The sequence below is a fragment of the Gracilibacillus dipsosauri genome (assembly GCF_003176895.1).
Classification (GTDB): domain Bacteria; phylum Bacillota; class Bacilli; order Bacillales; family Amphibacillaceae; genus Gracilibacillus; species Gracilibacillus dipsosauri.
In genome coordinates this window covers 1-20,482 of sequence record NZ_QGTD01000007.1, presented here as the reverse complement: position 1 = coordinate 20,482, position 20,482 = coordinate 1, and the positions used below count along the sequence as shown (strand labels likewise).

The window sequence follows — 20,482 nt, the reverse complement described above, 5'->3', positions numbered from 1 at the left end:
AAGAGCGATTGAGATAGGGTAGGACTTGCCAGACAAGTTCACATGGACAACACAGGTTCCATGGCTCATTGCACATTATTTAAATCATCCTGATGTATTTGAAGAAGCAAAAGAACGATTGAGATCAGCAATTAAAGCAGGAACAATTAAGTGGCATGGCCTCCCTGTAACTTTCCATACCGAATTAATGGATCGAGAGCTGTTTGAATGCAGCCTCTCGATCTCAATTTTGTTTTAGAGAATGATGTAAACAAGCGAAATAAAAGCGAGAAATTCCCCCATTCCCCCGATTCATGGTAATACGCCGTAGTATATGTCCAGTTCTGGAGAAATCCCATCTTAAGATGAGTTGAATGAAGAAAGGGAAAAATAGTTTCCATCTATATACGATATGGTAATGAAACTGCTTAAAAAAACTAAATTTAAGAAAATACGAAAAACACTTGTTAGCCAAGTGATGGGTAGAGTATTAGAAATTGATTCAGATACAGGGATGAACTTTCCTCACTAACACAATGCAACACATATCTAATGTATGTCTTGGTTGGAATTGGATTTTTCTAACTAAAATAAACATCTCTCAGTAAAAATAAATAATTCCATTTCAGACCCGATTTTTGTGAAAATAACTGTTCCGATTTCTGGGTCTGTTTCACGTCCATCCCTTGACCTGAAAACTTTATTTTAAAACGGAAAAAAGTGAAAAACAGGCGGCAAAGGGCATAGAAATGCTGGAAGCCGGGCTCGAGGTATGTGTTTTAAGGAATGTTTATTTTGGTTTCAAAGTAACATTCTCGGTGTAGTTATATTTGACATTTTTATTATAAATTTTATAATGAAAATATATTCATTCATTATAAAAGGAGGATCCAAATGCTAACTAGAGATTATAAGCTAACGATTACTAAAGCTGGTAAAATAGATAAAGATATTGATGTAAGAACTCAGATGAGCCAAATATTTGCTGAGGGATTTGCACAATGGCTTGGTTATTTTTCAAAGGATAAAAGCATCCTTTCGAAGGCTTTTGCACATATGTTTGTTTTAGACCAATTTTATGTGGCTATAGTGGATAAGAAAGTCGCCGGAATGACTGCATGTACAGATGGAAGCAGACTATCCGTACGATTAAATAAAAAGGAGTTGAGAAAGCATTTAGGTTTTATTAAGGGGAGCATGGCAAGTATCTTTCTTAAAAAGGAATTTGAATCCCCTTATGAGGATTTTCCAGCCAACACAGGTTCTATCGAGTTTGTTGGAACAGCTTCTGATTTCAGAGGTAAGGGCATAGCTTCACAAATTATTCAGTATATTATTCAAAACACACCTTATAATGATTATTTAATAGAAGAGGTTGCTGACACGAATATCCCAGCAATGCATCTGTATGAGAAGTTAGGATTTGAAGAATACAAGAAAAAGCCTATACCAGTAAAGATAGCGAAGAGAAACGGTATCAACAACCTATTATCATTAAGGTACATGAAAAAATAAAGATAGAATTTCTTGTTAGAGGAGGGAGAACGCTTGCCTAGAACAAAAGAACAATTTGAAGCAATGAGATTGGCTACTAAAGAAAAAATACATTCTGCTGCTATTAAACTATTTGCCAAAAAAGGCTTTGCGGCAACTGGAATTCAAGATATTGCAAAAAGTGCTGGCATCAGCATCGGTCTATTATATCGTCATTACAAGACGAAAGATGATCTATTTAATGATCTTGTTTCCTATGCTACTGCAGGCATTGAACGCATTATAGGGCGGTTTAAGAGCGACTTGTCTCCAAATGAAGTTTTCCGAGAATTTACTTTTGAAATTTTAAATGATTTTAAGAAGGATGATGAATTCGCAAACTTTCTTATGATTATGAACCAGTCTTTTACAATGGATAATTCATCACATCAAGTTCAACAACTGAAAAAGAAAAGTGAAGCTATGATAAAACAAACCGCGGTTCTTATTGAAAAAGGTCAGAAACTAGGTCAGTTTAAAAATGGAAATGCTACAGAAATGGCTTATTACTATTTTGCTTCAATACAAGGGTTAGCGATGATGAAATTATTATTAGGCGAACAATTTATTACACCGAGCTTAAACTTAGTCACATCCGCTATAGTTAAGGAGGACTTATAAAAAATTGACAGAAAAATATTTCTCTTAACTCTAGAACTCATTATTCTACTATCTAACTAAAACTCGGTTTTTTCTTCTCTCCATTACGGTTGTACAAAAAGAATAACCTATTAGAAAAACGATTAATAGGAACGAAACGTAGATTGTTCTAGCTGTCGAATAATTCGACCGTTGATTTTTGTTAACAATAAAGTTCAAGTTACTAATATATCAAACCCTTGATATTTGGACCTTGATTCGGATAAAATAGTCTTTGGTGATTTTGGAATCTTTTCGTTCCAAGTGATTTTCTTTTTTCCTTTTACTCCATAAGGTGGTTTAGAAAACCAACTGAGATTTTTATTGGAATGAAGTAGTAAAAGGTAATTTTTAATGTTAAAAAGTGTTAACAGAGACATTTATGTTGGACAAGTATTTGGCCTGTTACCCCAAGATGAGAGGATTGGAATTTTAAATATGAAAGATAATTTTTGGCGTGAATTACCACGACCGTTTTTTATATTAGCACCAATGGAGGACGTGACAGATGTCGTGTTTCGCCATGTAGTAAGTGAAGCAGGTAGACCTGATGTATTTTTTACAGAGTTTACAAATACGGAGAGTTATTGTCACCCAGAGGGTAATCAAAGCGTTCGTGGGCGTTTGACTTTTACAGAAGATGAACAACCAATTGTAGCCCACATATGGGGAGATAAGCCTGAATACTTTCGAGAAATGAGTATTGGGATGGCGAAGCAAGGTTTTCGAGGGATTGATATCAATATGGGCTGTCCTGCACCTAATGTGGCAGGGAATGGCAAGGGGTGTGGCCTTATCCGTCGTCCTGAAGTTGCAGCAGAGCTCATACAAGCAGCAAAGGCAGGAGGGTTACCTGTAAGTGTAAAAACTAGGCTTGGTTACACCTATGTAGAGGAATGGAAGGATTGGTTGACACACCTATTGAAACAAGACATTGTGAATCTATCCATTCATCTCCGTACAAAAAAGGAAATGAGCAAAGTAGACGCACATTGGGAGCTTATTCCAGAAATTAAGAAACTTCGTGACAAGGTGGCACCAGATACACTTTTAACTATTAATGGAGATATACCCGACCGTCAGACAGGCTTGAAGCTTGCTCATCAGTACGAGGTGGATGGGGTGATGATTGGACGTGGTGTTTTTACCAATCCATTTGCCTTTGAGCTGCAACAGCGGGACCATAGTAGTAAAGAATTGCTCGATCTTTTGAGACTGCACTTGGATCTCTTTGATGAGTATTCGAAATTAGAACCTCGTTTGTTCAAGCCTCTTCGTCGCTTTTTTAAGATATATGTTCGTGGATTTCGAGGTGCAAGTGAATTAAGAAATCAGTTGATGAGCACAGAATCAACGGATGAAGTGCGTGAACTGCTTGATGATTTTGAACAAAAGAATATGGATGAGACTTTGTGAAAATATACCTTGTCTCAATAAAAAACAGTCTCTAAATGGGAGACTGTTTTTTTGAAATTAAATTAAGATTCATTGTGATCTTCGCGATTAGCTTCTTTCATCGGCAAAAATTCAAAAATCTCACCAGTCTCAATGGAATGAGCAAGTCGCTCTAACCAGTGGCAATAGCTTTTGTATTCCTCAAGTTGTTGCAAATCTTGTTGTGCCCGCTGCTTTAATTTTTCATTAACTTCCTCATCATGAAGTACTTCTTGTAATTTTTTGATTGCATCATTAATAGAGGATAGATTTAATTTAGCTTCTCTTTCCCATTTATCCCCGAAAAAGTTAGAGAAATATTGAAAGAAATCTTTTTCAGCCATAAATAAGTCCTTACGAGAACCTTTTTTCCAGACTTTCTTTACAATGTTGATATCCTGTAGCTTTCTTACAGCAGTACTCATGCTTGGTTTACTCATGCCAAGATCATTTTTCATATCATCGAGAGTCAATGGGTCATGTTTGAAATACATCGTTGCGTAAAGTCTTCCGATAGATGGTGTGACACCATAGAGATCCATTGTTTCGGCAATGGAGTTAATGACTTCACGTTCTGCATCCTCTAGCAATTCTTCTGCCTTCTGCTGTTTTGCACCATACTTATCTTCCAATGTTAACCCTCATTTCTTCTTATTATATAAATTAAAATAGTTAAATTTAATTTTAATTACTTTAATTTTAACTATAACGCATCTTTCGTGAAAATCAAAATTAATTTTACTAAAAATAGTGGTTTGTTTACAATGAAAAACGAATATGATATATTTAACTTGTTAAATACGTTAAGAAATAATTTAACAAAATTAATAAAGGGGGCAACTTTATGAAAAAAATGTTCATCAACGGGGAATGGACAGAAGCTCGCTCCGGGGAGAAGAGAAGCATCATCAACCCGTTTAATCAAGAAATTATTGCAACAGTAACAGAAGGAAACGAGGAAGATGCAAAATTAGCTATATCAGCTGCTCGAGAAGCCTTTGATTATGGCGATTGGAAATATACACCTGCAAATGAACGTGGGAAAAAAGTACTTGAAATTGCAAGTTTGATTGAAAGGGATAAAGAAGAACTAGCAGAATTAGAATCACTGGATACGGGAAAAACCATCACAGAAAGTCGTGCAGATATGGACGATATCGTGGAAGTTTTCCGCTATTTTGCTGGTTTAGCGGATAAAGATGGTGGTGAAATCATTGATTCACCGATTCCGAATAGCCAGAGTAAGGTTGTTCGAGAACCTGTCGGAGTTTGTGGTCAAATCACACCATGGAACTACCCACTCTTACAAGTAGCTTGGAAGATAGCTCCTGCACTTGCTGTGGGCAATACGATTGTCATCAAGCCAAGTGAAATCACTCCTTTAACTACCATTAAAGTGACAGAACTAATGGAGGAAGTAGGTTTTCCAAAAGGGGTAGTCAATCTTGTCCTCGGTAAAGGGAATACAGTTGGTAACGAACTAGCCGTGAGCAATGATGTTGATCTTATATCTTTCACTGGGGGAATCTCTACAGGGAAGAAAATCATGCAGGTTGCAAGCGAAAATGTAAAAAAAATTGCGCTTGAACTTGGAGGGAAAAACCCGAATATTGTTTTTGCGGATGCTGACTTTGACACAGCAGTTGATCAGGCTATGAATGCTGTATTCTTTCATGCAGGACAAGTTTGCTCAGCTGGTGCTAGGTTGCTAGTAGAAGATTCTATACATGACCGTTTTGTTGAAGCACTTGCTGAAAGGACAAAACGAATTAAATTAGGAAATGGATTTAATGGAGAAACTCAATCTGGACCATTAATATCCGAAGAGCATCGAGCGAAAGTAGAAAAATACGTGGACATCGGAAAGCAGGAAGGAGCAAATGTGTTAGTTGGAGGCTCACGTCCTGAAGAACCTGAACTGCAAAACGGCTTTTTCTATTTGCCTACAATATTAACGAACTGTCATTCTACTATGCGCATCGTACAGGAGGAAGTATTTGGTCCTGTTTTAACGGTTGAACGCTTTAAAGATGAAGACGAGGCAGTGCGACTTGCTAATGACACGATTTACGGGTTAGCTGGTGCAGTATGGACCAAGGATGTTGATAAAGCAGAGCGTGTTGCAGCTGCATTACGGATGGGAACCGTGTGGATTAATGATTTCCATCCATATTTTGCTCAAGCCCCATGGGGTGGATATAAACAGTCAGGTATAGGGCGAGAATTAGGGAAGCTTGGATTAGAAGAGTATACAGAAACGAAACACATTTATCGCAACCTTAAACCAACACCGCTTCATTGGTTTAAGTGATTTTACTATAAACGTAGGGGAGACTTTGGGCAAGTAGTACGATATCCTTGCCCAATTATTGTTGCTAAGCAATATCTTAAGGAGGTTCGTGAAATGAACGAAACATTTGACTATGTAATCATCGGTGGAGGTAGTGCAGGTTCTGTACTCGGTAATCGCTTAAGTGAGGATGGAACAAACAGTGTTCTTATATTAGAAGCAGGACGTAGTGACTATCCATGGGATCTATTAATTCAAATGCCAGCAGCACTTCCATTCCCAGCTGGAAAAAGCTTATACGACTGGAAATACGCATCCGATCCTGAACCATATATGAATGGAAGGCGCGTCAAGCATGCACGCGGAAAAGTGCTTGGAGGCTCAAGCTCTATTAATGGAATGATCTACCAACGTGGAAATCCGAAGGACTATGAACGATGGGGAGCAGACACCGGTATGGAAACATGGGACTTTGCCCACTGTCTTCCTTATTTTAAACGATTGGAAAATGCTCTAGCAGCAGATGCAGATGATGAGCTTCGTGGACATGATGGCCCGATCAAATTGGAACGAGGACCAGCAACTAATCCATTATTTCAAGCCTTCTTTGACGCAGCTGTTGAGGCTGGCTATTCCAGGACTAAGGATGTCAATGGTTATCGTCAAGAAGGGTTTGGCCCGTTTGATAAGCATGTGTATAAAGGGAGACGGTTGTCAGCTTCTCGTGCTTATTTACATCCGATTAAGAATCGTAAGAACCTTACAATAAGAACACGTGCCTTCGTGACCAATATTGAAATAAATGGGAACAAAGCTGAAGGTGTAACCTATCGACGCAATGGAAAGATCCATCATGTAAAAGCGGGAGAAGTGATTTTAGCAGGTGGTGCGATTAACACGCCACAGCTACTTCAGCTATCAGGTGTAGGCGATGCAGAACATCTACGTTCAGTTGGAGTCAAACCGAAAATTAATCTTCCTGGTGTGGGGGAGAACCTCCAGGATCATCTTGAAGTATATATTCAACATGCTTGTCCTAAACCAGTATCTGAACAGCCTAACTTAAAGAAATGGAGAATGCCTTGGGTCGGCTTACAATGGATATTCGGTCGTAAAGGTCCAGCGGCAACTAACCATTTTGAAGGTGGAGGTTTTGTACGTTCGAATAATGACGTTGATTATCCAAACTTGATGTTTCATTTCCTTCCCGTAGCAGTAAGGTATGATGGACAAAAGGCAGACACAGATCATGGATTCCAAGTACATGTAGGACCTATGTATTCTGATGCACGAGGATCCTTAAAGATTCGGTCAAATGACCCGAAAGAACATCCAAGCATGGTCTTTAATTACCTTTCTACTGAGCAGGATCGACGTGAGTGGATTGAAGCAATACGAGTTTCTCGGGAGATTCTGTCCCAACCCGCTATGGCACCATATAATTCAGGAGAGATTTCCCCTGGTCCTTCCGTCCAGACGGATGAAGAGATACTGAATTGGGTGGCTAGGGATGCTGAAACTGCACTTCACCCATCATGTACGGCAAAAATGGGTCCAGAATCAGACCCGATGGCTGTTGTAGATCCTAATACGATGAAGGTTCATGGGCTTGATAATGTACGAGTAGCTGATGCCTCTGCAATGCCTTATGTTACGAATGGTAATATTCATGCACCAGTGTTAATGCTAGCAGAGAAAGCAGCAGACTTAATTCTTGGTAAACAGCCGTTACAGCCTATTTATGCTAGCTATTACCGTCATGGTTTAGATCCCGCTCATGCAGGTACCATAACGAACTAAAATAATAAATTACTAAAAAGAAGCATCTAGTTGCAAATGTAGTGCAATTAGATGCTTTTTTATTAGAATACCTATCTACTTTTAAGAGGATATAAAGAAATGCAGAGGACGACATCCTCTGCATGATATGAATAAAATTTTTATATTTATAGTAATCAATGTCCGTAAAAGGCTCTGCCTCAAGCCTCGAAAAGATAAAGCATAACAGCCGCTAAGCATTTGTTTAAAGATGTGAGAACCTCACTGACCTTTACTTTACCCATTCATTGACTAATTCTTGATTCTCATCGATCCATTTCTTCGCACCATCAAGTGGTTTATCGGCACTTTCCACATAGTCGATAAGTTGTCCGATTTGTTCATCATTCATCTTCCAATTATTAAACCATTCACTAACCTCTGGATAATCTTCATTAAATCCATCTCTAGTAGCATGATGAATTTTCTCTACTCCTCCGTAAGTGTTTTGTGGGTCTTCCAAGAATTTTAAATCATATTTGGAGAAGACGGAATGTGGCGTCCAAAGCGGTGCTACGATCGGTTCTTCGTTTTCGACAGCATCTCTTATCTTAACTAACATGGAAGGCTCTGAGCTTGGTAAAAGTTCAAACTCAAGATGATAATCTTGAATAACTTCGTTTGTCACTTCCATTGTTCCTGCACCAGGATCAAAGCCAACAATCTCACCATCGAACAGTTCTTTATGGTCGTTTAAATCTTCTATACTATTCACTTCATTTAAATAACTTGGCACTACTAACCCTACTTTAGCATTGTCAAACCAAGTATTCTCAGAAAAATTAACCGTATCCTTATATTTCTCGTAATAATTGGCATCTTGGACAGGTAGCCACACTTCTAAATTAACATCCAATTCAGCATTTTCTAAGGCTTCCATCATAATGCCCATATCCAATACATTTAATTTCACATTATAGCCCTTATCTTCTAAAATTGCTTTCCACATATTTGTTACGGCGATATTCTCTGCCCAGTTAATTTGCCCAATTGTTATTTCTTCCTTTTTTCCACTTGATCCATTTTCTGAATCACCCTTAGTGTCTCCACATGCTGTCAGTATAGTAATCACGAAAAGTGTTAAAATAATACTGAGTGCTTTTTTTGATTTCTTCATTGAAAATAACTCCTTTTCTATATATTTATTAAAAATATTTCAAATTGATAAATTGTTTAGAAATATTTTAATCATTATACCGAATAACATTCTGCTCAAAAGAACAATAGGCCAATCTAATTAGTAAGCACGTCTATTTTAATTGGTAAATTTGTTAAATTTTTTTTAAACGTTCTTTATACTTTTATCTTAACGTGTTCAGATTAAATGTCAAGAGGTATTACGTGATTTTAGTTAATTCTTATAAAAGCAAGGAATTCAAAATAGTGATTTTAGGAGCTTTTAGATGATGCTCGTTTCCCTTAACCATACACTTGAAAATTGCTGAACTTTCTATTTAAGGCTAAAATAGAAGGAGAAAGGAAAGGTGTTATAAAATGAAACAAAAATATAATCCATCATTGCCACCTAAAACCTGTACAATTGATAAATTAGTTACCATTCCAGCAGATGTGGAAAAAGTATTAATGGGTAGAAAGACGGCAACAAGACGTAATGGACGATATGCAGATATCGGTGAGATTATGGAATTAAACAACAAGAAGTATCGGATAGATAACGTATATAAACAAACTCTTGGAGAATTGAGCGATGAGGATGCGCAGCGTGAAGGCTATAAAAGCCTAGAAGCCTATAAGGAATCAATTTTATCCATGCATCCAGGGATGCCTTGGCTGCCCAAAATGGAAGTTTGGGTACATGAGTTTAGTGAACTTGAGGAATGATCACACAACATAAAAAAGCATCTGAAAAGCAGATGCTTTTTTTCTTAATCCTCTAGATCGTAGCGGCCACGGTCTTCGCCATAGTATTGGTTATATCGCTTCTTGAATTTGTAGAACAGATACGAGCCAAGAACCTTTAAAATAGCGTAACCTGGAATACCTAGTATTACCCCGATGACTCCAAATAAATTCCCAGCAATCAATAATACTAGGATAATGGTTAATGGATGGATTTGCATGGTTTTGCCCATAATGTTCGGTGAAACAAAGTTTCCTTCTAGAAATTGAACAGCAATCCAAACAATCGCTAGCTTTAGTAGCATAAATGGCGAGTCTACAATCGCAATAATAACAGCAGGGATGATCGCGATGGTTGGGCCTAAATAAGGAACTACGCTCGTAATCGCGGCAACAATAGCTAGTGTAAAGGCATAATCTAATCCAATAATTAAGTAACCAATGAATAATAGAATCCCAATAACTGTAGCTACGATGATTTGACCTTGAATGTAAGAACCAACTTGTGTATCCATATTACTTAGAATTTGTTTCGTATCATCTCGGAACTTCGGCGGAAACACCTTGATCATAAAGTTTTTGAATTTTTCTCCATCTTTTAATAAGAAAAATAAAATAATTGGGAAGGTGACAATGGCCACAACTGTACTAGTTACTTTGCTTGCAACATTTTGCACGCCTTGAAAACCGTCAGAAATATAAGTGCCGATTAACTGTGGCAGCTCGCTTAAACGATCCATTAACCATTGATAGCCTTCATCATAATAAGGCCCTAAAAACGAATTTTGTACCCAATTCGTAAAGCTTTCCCCAAATTGTTTTAAATAATTTGGAAAGGATTGGACTAAATCCTTCACCTGAGCCTCGATAGCTGGTGCGGTTAACAAAATAATACCTGTTAAAGCCCCACTAATTCCGAGAATGAGTATTACAATTCCCCAAATACGCTTGATACGAAATTGTTCCAGTAGGTTAACAATCGGATTCAACAAATAGTAGGCAATAAAAGCGAGAATCACAGGAGGGACAATCGTAGATAAAATAACCTCCAATGGATAGAAAATAAACGAAATTTTTGTATAAATATAGATCATTATTCCAATAAGTATGAAGATACCTAATATGTAAAAAATATTTTTTCCACCAATAAATTTTAAAAATCTATTTGATGATTCCATTCTCTGTCTCCAGCTCCTTATCATACAATATAACCTTGCTAACATGCCATCTCGATGTCTTTCCATTAGTAATGTACCATAATATTGCTATATTTCCTATTGATAACTTTAAGATTTTAAACAAAAAAGGTGATCGATACCTTATAGAAGATGTGACATGCTGATTGATATGGATGCTACTATAGAATGGATAGGAAAAATTAACGAGGTTTACCGTACCAGAAGATGTGAAAAGTAGTACTCGGATTGTCAGTCTAGAGGAACTACAAAACTTACAACAATAGAATAAAAGAAAGGGGCTAGGACATAACTAAACAGCAAGCGCTATAATCCGAACATTATTCTGCTTTAGCGTAGTCAAAATACGGAGACTCCTGTGGGAACAGCACGAGCTGAAGCCGTGCCCCCGGAAAGCGGAGTATTTTGACGGAGCGGTATCCGTGCAGAAATATTAACGTTCGGATTTTCCTTTCTTTACTTACTCTTTCGTCCCAGCCTCCAAATCCTATTATTAATTTCTCGAACCTAACACTCTTAAGCTATTAATTAGTAAGGAAGGATTTTTCAAAAAACTCTAACAAATATTCTAGTGTAATAGGATCACTGTAAGTAGAAGCTTTTGTATCAATTGCATAGACATGATCATTTTGAACAGCAGGTATGTTTTTCCAAGTTTCCGTTTCTAAGAACGAATTCTCCTTTTCTGGATCCCTGCTCAGAATAATATAGTCACCTGCAAATTCAGGTAGTAGTTCAGTAGAGAATGTATGAACTCCAGACTCTAGTGCCATTTCTTTTACCTTTTCTGGCATGTTTAATCCCATAGCCTGGTATAATATTTCTGTACCACGAGCATAATTATCTCCAAAAACATAAAATTCTTTATTACCACTTTCTATGACAGAAACAGTGGCATCTTCTCCGATTTTGTCCTTGATTTGTTCCCCAATTTTACTAGCACGGTCCTTGAAATTCTCTACCCATTCATTCGCTTCTTTTTCTTTGTTTAAGAGTTTTCCGATTTCCATTTGTTGAGCTAAATAGTCTAATTTACCCCAAGTATAAACAACGGTTGGTGCCATTTCATTCAGCTTGTCTATATTTTTAGTCTGAGCACCGGCGATGATGAGATCAGGTTCAAGCTCAAGAATTTTCTCAAGATTTTCTTCAGAAACGACTTCCACACCTTCTAATTTTTCTTGAAAGAGAGGATTATTTTTTGTCCATTGATCAATCCCTACAATATTACCATCTAAGGAAAGAACATTTGGACCATTTGTGAGTGCCACAATACGTTTCGGTTCATCTGGAACTTCAACGGGGCCAGTTTCAGATTCATATGTAATGGTCTCTTTAGTTGTGTCAGATGCATTACTTGTATTGGCAGACTCTGTGCCACTGCACGCACCAAGGGACAGGGTCAATAAAACTATAATTGGTATAAAAAGCTTTTTCAATATGATCGGCTCCTTTTCGAATTAGTAATGATAATCATTTTCAATTGCTTCATAAAATATACTAATCATAAATAAGAGGAATGTCAATATACTTTATAGACCTAATTCACATTAAATAGCGATTTTTGAACACGTACGGACAAATGCAGATTGACGCTACATACCCATGATGATATGATAGAAATATATATTTTAGAAAACTATCACTAAACGAATACGATTAAAAACGGCTATTTAATAGTATTGCATTAGTTGTACAGACGAGTTTTCGAATAATAAGAGAATCTTTGTTTTGGTCATCTACTAATAAACTTATCTATTGGGGGAAACAGTATGAGTCAAGAAGTGAAAAATGCTATTCAATCAGGCAAGACGGTGCTTGGAATCGAGCTTGGGTCTACTAGAATTAAAGCAGTTCTTATCGGAAAGGATAATGAGACAATTGCTTCCGGGAGCCATGATTGGGAAAATAGTTATATAGACAATATGTGGACATACAGTGTTGAAGAAATTTGGAAGGGGATACAAGATAGCTATCAAAAGATGGCACGAAGTGTAAAGCAGCAATACGGAATTTCTCTAAAAAAGATTGGAGCTATTGGCTTTAGTGCGATGATGCACGGCTACATGGTGTTCGGTAGGGATGGAGAACTTCTTGTACCTTTCCGCACTTGGCGAAATAATATAACCGAAGAGGCTTCCACAGCATTAACAGAACTTTTTAACTATAATATTCCACAAAGATGGAGTATTGCTCATCTTTATCAAGCCATTTTGAATCAAGAAGATCACCTATCGGATATACATTTTCAAACAACGTTAGCGGGTTATGTTCATTGGAAGCTAACAGGTCAGAAAGTACTTGGTATTGGTGAAGCGTCTGGTGTTTTTCCTATTGATTTAGAGGCGAAAAATTATAATCAAGAAATGATACAACAATTTAATAGCTTAATTGAATCTAGAAATCTACCTTGGAAGCTTGAGGAGCTTTTACCTAGGGTATTAGTTGCTGGGGAAAATGCGGGTGTACTGACTGATGAGGGAGCAAAGCTACTCGATATAAGTGGTGAATTAGAAGCAGGAATTCCTCTATGTCCTCCTGAAGGGGATGCTGGAACAGGTATGGTTGCTACGAATAGTATAGCCAAACGCACTGGAAACGTGTCGGCCGGTACCTCTGCATTTGCTATGGTTGTTTTAGAGAAGGAATTATCTAGAGTACACCCTGAAATTGATCTCGTTACTACACCTACAGGTAATTTGGTGGCGATGGCTCATTCTAATAACTGTTCCTCAGACTTGAATGCATGGGTTAGTCTATTCGAAGAATTCTCAAGCGTTATGGGGAACAAATTAGATAAAAATCAATTATACGGTGCTTTATTTAATCAAGCTCTCCAAGGTGATGCCGATGGTGGCGGACTTCTATCTTATGGCTATCTATCAGGAGAGCATATGACCCATTTTGAAGAGGGACGCCCGTTGTTTGCTCGTTCTTCTGATAGTAATTTCAATCTTGCTAATTTCATGCGTGTTCAGTTATTTACGGCCTTTGGTGCAATGAAGATAGGAATGGATATTCTTCTTAAGGAAGAAGGCGTAAAACTAGATGAAATTCTTGGCCATGGTGGCTTGTTTAAAACAGAGGGTGTTGGCCAAAGTGTGCTAGCGGCTGCACTTAATGTTCCAGTTTCCGTGATGGAAACGGCCGGAGAAGGTGGTGCATGGGGAATTGCCTTACTTGGTTCTTATATGCTCAATAAAGAAGATAATCAATCCCTAGAAGAATTTCTAAATGACAAGGTATTTGCAGGTCAGGTAGTGAAAACACTGTCCCCTAATCCAAAAGATGTTAAAGGATTTGAACAATTTATGGAACGATACAAGAAAGGTCTTACAATAGAAAGAGCAGCAGTAGAGAACCTTTAATGAATAAATCCAATTGTGAAAAATAATTGAATTTATTTCAAGTGTGGGGGAGTACCTTTATTGTATGGTAAAATAAAGATAAAGGAAACGCACAAAGTCTACACTTGAGGAGGATTCAACTATGACGGAATCACCGAATAATGATAAAGCATTACGTTTGAAATCAATGCTTGAGGAAGCTCTTCAACCACTAACGGATAAGATTGGTTTATTGGAGCAGGAAGTAAAAGAGCTGCGAAAAGAACAAGCGGAACTCAAGCAAATTATCCATCAAAGATAAAATTAGGAGTCTATTCAGGGGATGGATAGACTCCTTTTTCATCTGGCCAACCTTTTCATAACCAAAATAAGAAAGGCTTGAAATAATAAGCTATTCATATTAAAATAGTAGCAACTTAAGTCGAAGCGGAGGTGGATAGAGGTGTTGAATGATACTGTTTTTGTGCACGGATTTTGGACTGAATTCCTATATTTTTGCCGTGCAAAATTTGCTGTTTTAGTTGTTAACGGGATACGTATGTCCTTTTTTAACAACTAAATAGTAACAAAAACAGTGAAAACATCTCTTACCCACATTATATATAGATGACGCTAGGGAGTGGTCTTTTTCGTGCTCTCTTTTAAATTAATGCGTCGTCAATGCTTTTAAAAAGCCATGGGATGTCCTATGGCTTTTTTTGTTGGGAAAATAGGAACAGGAGGATAGACATCGTGATTGCATGTAGTATCAATCAAGTGACGAAGATGTATGGCGGTCATATGATTTTTGAAAATATATCATTGGAATTAAATGAAAAGGAAAGAGTAGGGCTGGTTGGGCCGAACGGTAGTGGAAAATCAACCCTTCTAAAATTACTGGCAGGCGAGGAACTACCAAACCAAGGACAAATCCATTGGAAAAAAGGATCACGAATTGGCTACCTTGCTCAATTTTCTATGTTTCAACCAGATATAGCTGTAAGGGAAGCTTTACGGACAGCTTTTTCTGAATTGATTGAATTAGAAAAGAAGATAGGGAACTTAGAAAAAAGTATGAGTCAAGAAATGGATGAGAAAGATTTACAGAAGCTTGTCGAGCAATATGGAGTATTTCAAGACCAATATTTATCCAAAGGAGGGTACGCCATCGATAGTGAAATCGATAAAGTGGCAAAAGGGTTAAATATTGAGGGAATATTAGATCAGACGGTAGGGGCACTTAGTGGTGGCGAGAAAACGAAGGCTGGGTTGGCCTATATATTATTAAAAGAATCAGATTTATTGTTATTGGATGAACCTACTAATCATTTAGATGTTTCAGCGATAGAATGGCTTGGAAATTATATAAAGAATTTCACTGGAACCGTGGTGATTGTATCCCATGATCGGTATTTTTTAGATGAAACGGTGAATAGAATTGTCCATGTCGAGAATGGCGACCTAGAGAGCTTTGACACCAATTATTCTGATTATGTAACGGAAAAAGAAGCTCGTTTACTTCGTGAATTTCATGCATATGAAGAACAGCAAAAGAAAAGGAAGAAAATGAAAGAAACGATAAAAAGACTAAGAGAATGGGCGAATAGGGCAAAACCTCCAAATGAAGGTCTCCATAAAAGAGCTAGAAATATGGAAAAAGCATTAGAAAGAATGGAAAAATTGGATCGCCCTGTGTTAAATCGGAAGAAAATGAACTTGAAAATCGATGCAGGAAGTAGAAGTGGTAAGGATGTGATACAGCTGAAGGCAGTTTCGAAAGCATTTTTTGATAACCAGCTTTTTCAAGATGTCAATCTCCATGTTCAGTATCAACAAAGAACCGCAATCGTCGGAAATAATGGAACAGGAAAAACTACGTTATTAAAGTTAATCTTAGGACATCTTAAAGCAGACAAAGGAGAGGTAAGGATCGGGAGTAATGTGAAGATTGGCTACCTGTCACAGCATACTTTTTCTAAAATGGTAGACAGAACGGCAATCGATGTCTTTCGTGACGAAGTGAAAGTAACAGAAGCGGAGGCAAGACAGATATTAGCAAAATTTCTATTCTACGGCTACAGTGTATTTAAAAAGGTTTCCCAGCTAAGTGGTGGAGAAAAAATGAGGTTGAGATTGGCCCAGCTTATGTATCAGGATACCAATTTATTGATCTTAGATGAGCCTACGAACCATTTAGATATAGATTCATTGGAAGTATTAGAGGAAACGCTTGAACAATACGAAGGCACCATTCTTGCAATATCCCATGATCGTTACTTTCTAAATAAATTATTTGATAGGATTTTCTGGATCGAAGATGGGCGTGTACATGTATGGGAAGGAAACTATGACTGGGCTAAGCAAAAAATGAGTGAGAAAAGAACTTAGCAAAAATAAATGCCGCATGAGTAAAGACTTCATGCGGCTAAATTTACTGTTTAACTTTTCTACGAGGGAATCCAAACAAAATGGCAGTAATTCCACAAATTCCAAGCAATACTGGATAAAAGGAATAAGGCATAATACTTATAGGTGATATCGAAGCAAGTCCTGCCACTGCCAGCATTTGGCCACCATATGGTACGATCCCTTGCCAACAAGCGGCGAAGATATCAAGAATACTTGCCGATTTTCTTGGGTCAACATTATACTTGCTTGCAATATCTTTTGCTAACGGCCCCGTCATTATAATGGAAATCGTGTTATTGGCAGTACTAATATCTGCTACACTAACAAGCCCAGCGATACCAAATTCAGCCCCTTTTTTCGATTTGATCTTGTTAGAAACTACATGAAGTAAATAATCTATCCCTCCATTGTATTGAATAATTCCGATTATTCCTCCGATAAACAATGCTACAATTGCAATATCCTCCATATTCAATACGCCTTGTGATGCAGCCTGGAGCAGAGTTGTACCAGTGTAGGAACCATCTATGATACCAATCGCACCAGCAAGGATAATCCCACCGATTAACACAATTACCACATTCACTCCTAAGATGGCTACGATTAATACAGCAAGATAAGGTATAACTTTCACAAGATTATAAGAATAGTCCTCCAATTGATTGATATGACTTCCTGAAGTAATGAACCATAATATAAGTGCAGTAATCAATGCGCCGGGAAGAACGATAAAAAAGTTTGTTTTAAACTTATCGCTCATCGAAGTGTTTTGGGTTCGTGCGGAAGCGATCGTAGTATCCGAAATCATCGATAGATTATCACCAAACATAGCCCCACCAATCACAGTAGCCATTGCTAATGCCATAGGAATATCCGTTTGATCAGCAATACCAATTCCAATAGGAGTAAGTGCGACGACAGTTCCCATCGATGTCCCCATTGTAATGGAGATAAAACAACCAATTAAAAATAATCCTACCATTAAAAGGTTTGCAGGTAGGAGGGAAAGCCCAAGGTTCACGGTCGCATCAACTGCGCCCATACCTTTTGCTACTTCCGAAAAGGCACCTGCAAGCACAAAAATGATGCACATTAGCATAATATTTTCATGCCCAGCCCCCTTTGTGAAGATTTCAATTTTTTTAGCTAGTTTTACTTTGCGATTCATGAAAATGGCAACAGCTGCCGCAATAATGACCGCCACATTCAGTGGCATATTAGAAAAATCCTTTGTCAACACTCCTGTGCCGATAAATAACAATATAAATATGAGTAAGGGGAATAATGCCGAGGCCTTCCCTTTAGTCTGTTGAGTCATGTTGTATTCCTCCTGTTTATATAGGTTAATGCATGGTCATGCCACCAGTTATGTTAATTGCTTGTCCTGTCATGTAATTCGAATATTTTGAGGCTAAAAAGACCACCACATATGCGACATCTTCAGGAGTTCCTGTTCTTCCAAGTGGCACCTGTGAAAAGTCCTCTTCTCTAATTGCTTCTTCATTCAAACCCCTCAAATTACCACCAATCACTCGTTCTTTACGTTTCATGTCCGTTTCAATAATACCAGGACAGACGGCATTCACATTAATTTGGTCTTGCGCAAGCTCGAGAGCCATCACTTTAGTAAGCCCAATGACTGCATGCTTAGAGGCAACATAGCTCCCCATTAGGCGATAGCCGTTTTTTCCAGCCTGTGAAGCAATATTGATAATTTTACCTCCAAAGCCTTGATCCTTCAGTTTATTCGCAACGACTTGGCTACATAATTGCACACCTTTAGCATTTATATCCATTGTTTTATCCCAATCTTCTTCTTTTATCTCCGTAAAGTAATCCATTGTCGAAATGCCAGCATTGTTCACTAGGATATCTATTTTTCCAAAATGATGAATAACCTGTTTTATCATATTATGGACATCATTTTTGTTAGAGACATCTGCCTGGAAATAGAATAAATTTTCATCATCTGTCTGCTTGGTTTCTTGAATATCAATAGCGGCAACCTTTGCGTTAGATGATAAAAGAGCCTGAACAATAGACTTTCCAATACCGTTTGCTCCACCTGTAACGATGGCGACCTTTCCAGATAAATCAACTTTGAGCATAGAATAACCTCTTTTCTATAATAAAAAACCCTCTTCAAAAGCAAGAAGAGGGTGAAGTAAGATGAATGTCTCTTCTTATCTGTTAGCTATTTGCTACTGGAATTGGCACATTACTCTTAAGAGTTGTTGCCGAGGATTCATAGGGCCAGTCCCTCCCCCTCTCTAGATAAGAACATATAGGAAAGTTAATGCTCTTTAGTTTACAACTAGAAACAAGTTATAGTCAAGTGTTTCACTAGGAATTACACCTGTAAAATTTGCCATTCTTTCGTTAATCATTCTCTCTGCTACTAAACGATGGGAAAAATATTGAATGAATGACAATTTAATGGTAGGTTATAAGAGTGATATAATATATTATTTTAAGAGGTGATGGAATGGAGAAGCATAACACCGAAGATTTACAACAAACGGAAGTAGCAGAGGAACAGGAAACAGAAAAGGAACGATTTGTTTCAAATGAGGAGAAAAAAGAGAACAATTCCTCCATAAATTTTGATTTTGGAGAAAGTGTAAAAGAGACAAAGGGTATTCTGAAGGATGCGATTTTAAGACCACATGCTATCGTGAGCTCTACTCGAACAATCCGTATGGAAACGAGTGCACTAATTTTATTATCATTATCATTATTGATAGGTATTTGTTATTTTCTTTTCTATAAATTTGGATTTGAGGGAATGCTCAGCTTATTTGCAGATGTGGGCGTAATGTTTATCATAACGAGCATCTTATCTTGGATGATTACCTTTGCAATCGGCTATTTTTCTCTTTACTTACTTTTAATGTATTTCGGAGATCGTAAAATGGATCATAAAGAATTGTTAACGAAATATGCGATTGTGAATATTCCTTTTACATTAGTTTTTTGTTTAGTGATTTTATTTTTCGGATTTTTAATGGTAGATTTGTTTGTCGTTACATATGTTTTTGCCTTAATGCTCTATGGGGTAATTCATATTTATCTTTACCTTGTACATATGAGAAAACCGAAATTTGATTTGTACTGGACAATTGCGGGCTACCTATTAGTCTTAATTGTTGCTACACATTTATTGAATGGAATTGATTTTTCAGCATTTTAAAAAGCAGGAGTACACCTCTTGCTTTTTTATTGTTTAGCTAACTCTGTCACTATTAGCAAGATACAAGAAATTTCTCCTCGGAATATATGTTAAGCTAAAGATAAAGTTTTGTTTGAAAGGTGGAGGATAATGGGCAAAGTTGTTTTAGATATCTCGATGTCTCTGGATGGTTATATTAGTGGTCAAAATGATAGTCAGATCCAGCCATTAGGTGATGGTGGAGAGTTTATTCAAAATTGGTTATTTGATGGTAATGAATCAAGCAGTTATAACGATTTCTTCAAGCTTTCTAGTACAAATAAAAAAGTTTTTGACAATACGGTAGCTAATACAGGCGCGATGATAGTTGGGAGGAGAACCTTCGATATTGTAAAAGGATGGGGTGGAAGTCATCCAATTCAAGGTATTCCTATCTTTGTTGTAACACATCAAAAACCAGATAGTTATATAGAAGAGAATACAACGTTCACCTTCGTTACAGATGGGATAAAAAGTGCAGTTGAGCAAGCGAAGAAAGCAGCGCAGGATAAAAATATTAGTATCGGGACCGCACATATTGCACAGCAATGTATTCAAGAAGGTCTATTGGATGAAATGCTACTACATGTATCGCCAGTTCTGCTTGGTGGAGGAATTCGCTTATTTGAGCAAAATAGCAAAGTAAAGCTTAAAAATATAGAAACGATTGCTGCTGATAATGTGACTCATCTAAAATACAGTCTCTTGTATTAATTTGAACTGCCCCCTGTCAAGTAGACAGGTAAATAAACAAAATATTTTGTGCCATGTATGGTTTCCATGCATGGCT

Annotated in this window: 19 protein-coding genes and 1 riboswitch; of the genes, 13 read left to right on the top strand and 6 right to left on the bottom strand. The window is 37.4% G+C overall.

From position 1 onward, the window contains the following. Window positions 1–25: 25 nt before the first annotated feature. The 4 genes from DLJ74_RS06800 to DLJ74_RS06785 all read left to right on the top strand — a co-directional run bounded on the left by DLJ74_RS06800 (window position 26) and on the right by DLJ74_RS06785 (window position 3,567). A complete protein-coding gene (locus tag DLJ74_RS06800) occupies window positions 26–238 on the top strand; it encodes a polysaccharide deacetylase family protein (RefSeq protein ID WP_109983901.1) in 213 nt (70 codons plus the stop codon). 635 nt (window positions 239–873) lie between these two features. Next, the gene (locus DLJ74_RS06795; protein ID WP_109983900.1) at window positions 874–1,494 is read left to right on the top strand and encodes a GNAT family N-acetyltransferase; all 621 of its coding nucleotides are present in this window, start codon (window positions 874–876) and stop codon (window positions 1,492–1,494) included. A gap of 33 nt (window positions 1,495–1,527) precedes the next feature. Continuing rightward, window positions 1,528–2,133 carry a TetR/AcrR family transcriptional regulator gene (locus DLJ74_RS06790; RefSeq protein ID WP_109983899.1) on the top strand — a complete coding sequence of 202 codons (606 nt, stop codon included), beginning with the start codon at window positions 1,528–1,530 and terminating at the stop codon, window positions 2,131–2,133. Window positions 2,134–2,589: 456 nt separating this feature from the next. Then, the gene (locus DLJ74_RS06785; protein ID WP_109983916.1) at window positions 2,590–3,567 is read left to right on the top strand and encodes a tRNA dihydrouridine synthase; all 978 of its coding nucleotides are present in this window, start codon (window positions 2,590–2,592) and stop codon (window positions 3,565–3,567) included. A gap of 62 nt (window positions 3,568–3,629) precedes the next feature. On the opposite strand, the gene cudC is transcribed toward DLJ74_RS06785, so the two are convergent. Then, window positions 3,630–4,217: a choline uptake/conversion transcriptional regulator CudC gene (cudC, locus tag DLJ74_RS06780; protein ID WP_425454568.1), complete on the bottom strand. Its 588-nt coding sequence runs from the start codon at window positions 4,215–4,217 to the stop codon at window positions 3,630–3,632. A gap of 212 nt (window positions 4,218–4,429) precedes the next feature. Here cudC and betB point away from each other — a divergent pair, with 212 nt between their 5' ends. Further along, complete coding sequence (betB, locus tag DLJ74_RS06775; protein WP_109983898.1) at window positions 4,430–5,896, top strand: betaine-aldehyde dehydrogenase; 1,467 nt, start codon at window positions 4,430–4,432, stop codon at window positions 5,894–5,896. A gap of 93 nt (window positions 5,897–5,989) precedes the next feature. Continuing rightward, window positions 5,990–7,675: a choline dehydrogenase gene (gene betA / locus DLJ74_RS06770; RefSeq protein WP_109983897.1), complete on the top strand. Its 1,686-nt coding sequence runs from the start codon at window positions 5,990–5,992 to the stop codon at window positions 7,673–7,675. Window positions 7,676–7,925: 250 nt separating this feature from the next. Here betA and DLJ74_RS06765 read toward each other — a convergent pair whose 3' ends face one another. Next, complete coding sequence (locus tag DLJ74_RS06765) at window positions 7,926–8,810, bottom strand: glycine betaine ABC transporter substrate-binding protein (RefSeq protein ID WP_109983896.1); 885 nt, start codon at window positions 8,808–8,810, stop codon at window positions 7,926–7,928. A 377-nt stretch (window positions 8,811–9,187) separates the two neighbouring features. On the opposite strand from DLJ74_RS06765, the gene DLJ74_RS06760 reads away from it, so the two are divergent. After that, window positions 9,188–9,535: an ASCH domain-containing protein gene (locus DLJ74_RS06760; RefSeq protein WP_054788915.1), complete on the top strand. Its 348-nt coding sequence runs from the start codon at window positions 9,188–9,190 to the stop codon at window positions 9,533–9,535. 44 nt (window positions 9,536–9,579) lie between these two features. Here DLJ74_RS06760 and DLJ74_RS06755 read toward each other — a convergent pair whose 3' ends face one another. Both DLJ74_RS06755 and DLJ74_RS06750 read right to left on the bottom strand, forming a co-directional pair. Next, window positions 9,580–10,731 carry an AI-2E family transporter gene (locus tag DLJ74_RS06755; RefSeq protein WP_109983895.1) on the bottom strand — a complete coding sequence of 384 codons (1,152 nt, stop codon included), beginning with the start codon at window positions 10,729–10,731 and terminating at the stop codon, window positions 9,580–9,582. 542 nt (window positions 10,732–11,273) lie between these two features. Next, a complete protein-coding gene (locus DLJ74_RS06750) occupies window positions 11,274–12,188 on the bottom strand; it encodes an iron-hydroxamate ABC transporter substrate-binding protein (RefSeq protein ID WP_109983894.1) in 915 nt (304 codons plus the stop codon). A 333-nt stretch (window positions 12,189–12,521) separates the two neighbouring features. Between DLJ74_RS06750 and DLJ74_RS06745 the strand changes: the two genes are divergently transcribed. The 4 genes from DLJ74_RS06745 (at window position 12,522) to abc-f (ending at window position 16,463) form a co-directional block, all read left to right on the top strand. After that, on the top strand, window positions 12,522–14,117 hold the full coding sequence (locus tag DLJ74_RS06745) for a xylulokinase (protein ID WP_109983893.1): 1,596 nt from the start codon (window positions 12,522–12,524) through the stop codon (window positions 14,115–14,117). A 121-nt stretch (window positions 14,118–14,238) separates the two neighbouring features. Then, window positions 14,239–14,397, top strand: coding sequence for a hypothetical protein (locus DLJ74_RS20390; RefSeq protein WP_181397454.1), 159 nt, complete (start codon window positions 14,239–14,241; stop codon window positions 14,395–14,397). 141 nt (window positions 14,398–14,538) lie between these two features. Next, the gene (locus tag DLJ74_RS20890) at window positions 14,539–14,655 is read left to right on the top strand and encodes an RAxF-45 family protein (protein WP_281269905.1); all 117 of its coding nucleotides are present in this window, start codon (window positions 14,539–14,541) and stop codon (window positions 14,653–14,655) included. Window positions 14,656–14,828: 173 nt separating this feature from the next. Next, window positions 14,829–16,463 (top strand): ribosomal protection-like ABC-F family protein, encoded by a 1,635-nt coding sequence (abc-f, locus tag DLJ74_RS06740; RefSeq protein ID WP_109983892.1) that lies wholly within the window; start codon window positions 14,829–14,831, stop codon window positions 16,461–16,463. A 43-nt stretch (window positions 16,464–16,506) separates the two neighbouring features. Here abc-f and DLJ74_RS06735 read toward each other — a convergent pair whose 3' ends face one another. Then, a complete protein-coding gene (locus DLJ74_RS06735) occupies window positions 16,507–17,832 on the bottom strand; it encodes a Na+/H+ antiporter NhaC family protein (RefSeq protein WP_281269907.1) in 1,326 nt (441 codons plus the stop codon). Continuing rightward, entirely contained in the window at window positions 17,828–18,592 is a 765-nt protein-coding gene (locus tag DLJ74_RS06730) for an SDR family NAD(P)-dependent oxidoreductase (RefSeq protein WP_054788909.1), read from the bottom strand. The genes DLJ74_RS06735 and DLJ74_RS06730 overlap by 5 nt, the downstream gene beginning before the upstream one ends. Window positions 18,593–18,664: 72 nt before the next feature. After that, window positions 18,665–18,765, bottom strand: a riboswitch (SAM riboswitch). A gap of 204 nt (window positions 18,766–18,969) precedes the next feature. Here DLJ74_RS06730 and DLJ74_RS06725 point away from each other — a divergent pair. Together DLJ74_RS06725 and DLJ74_RS06720 are read left to right on the top strand one after the other, a co-directional pair. Further along, window positions 18,970–19,674: a hypothetical protein gene (locus DLJ74_RS06725; protein ID WP_054861512.1), complete on the top strand. Its 705-nt coding sequence runs from the start codon at window positions 18,970–18,972 to the stop codon at window positions 19,672–19,674. 129 nt (window positions 19,675–19,803) lie between these two features. Further along, window positions 19,804–20,406 carry a dihydrofolate reductase family protein gene (locus DLJ74_RS06720; RefSeq protein WP_109983890.1) on the top strand — a complete coding sequence of 201 codons (603 nt, stop codon included), beginning with the start codon at window positions 19,804–19,806 and terminating at the stop codon, window positions 20,404–20,406. Window positions 20,407–20,482 lie beyond the last annotated feature (76 nt).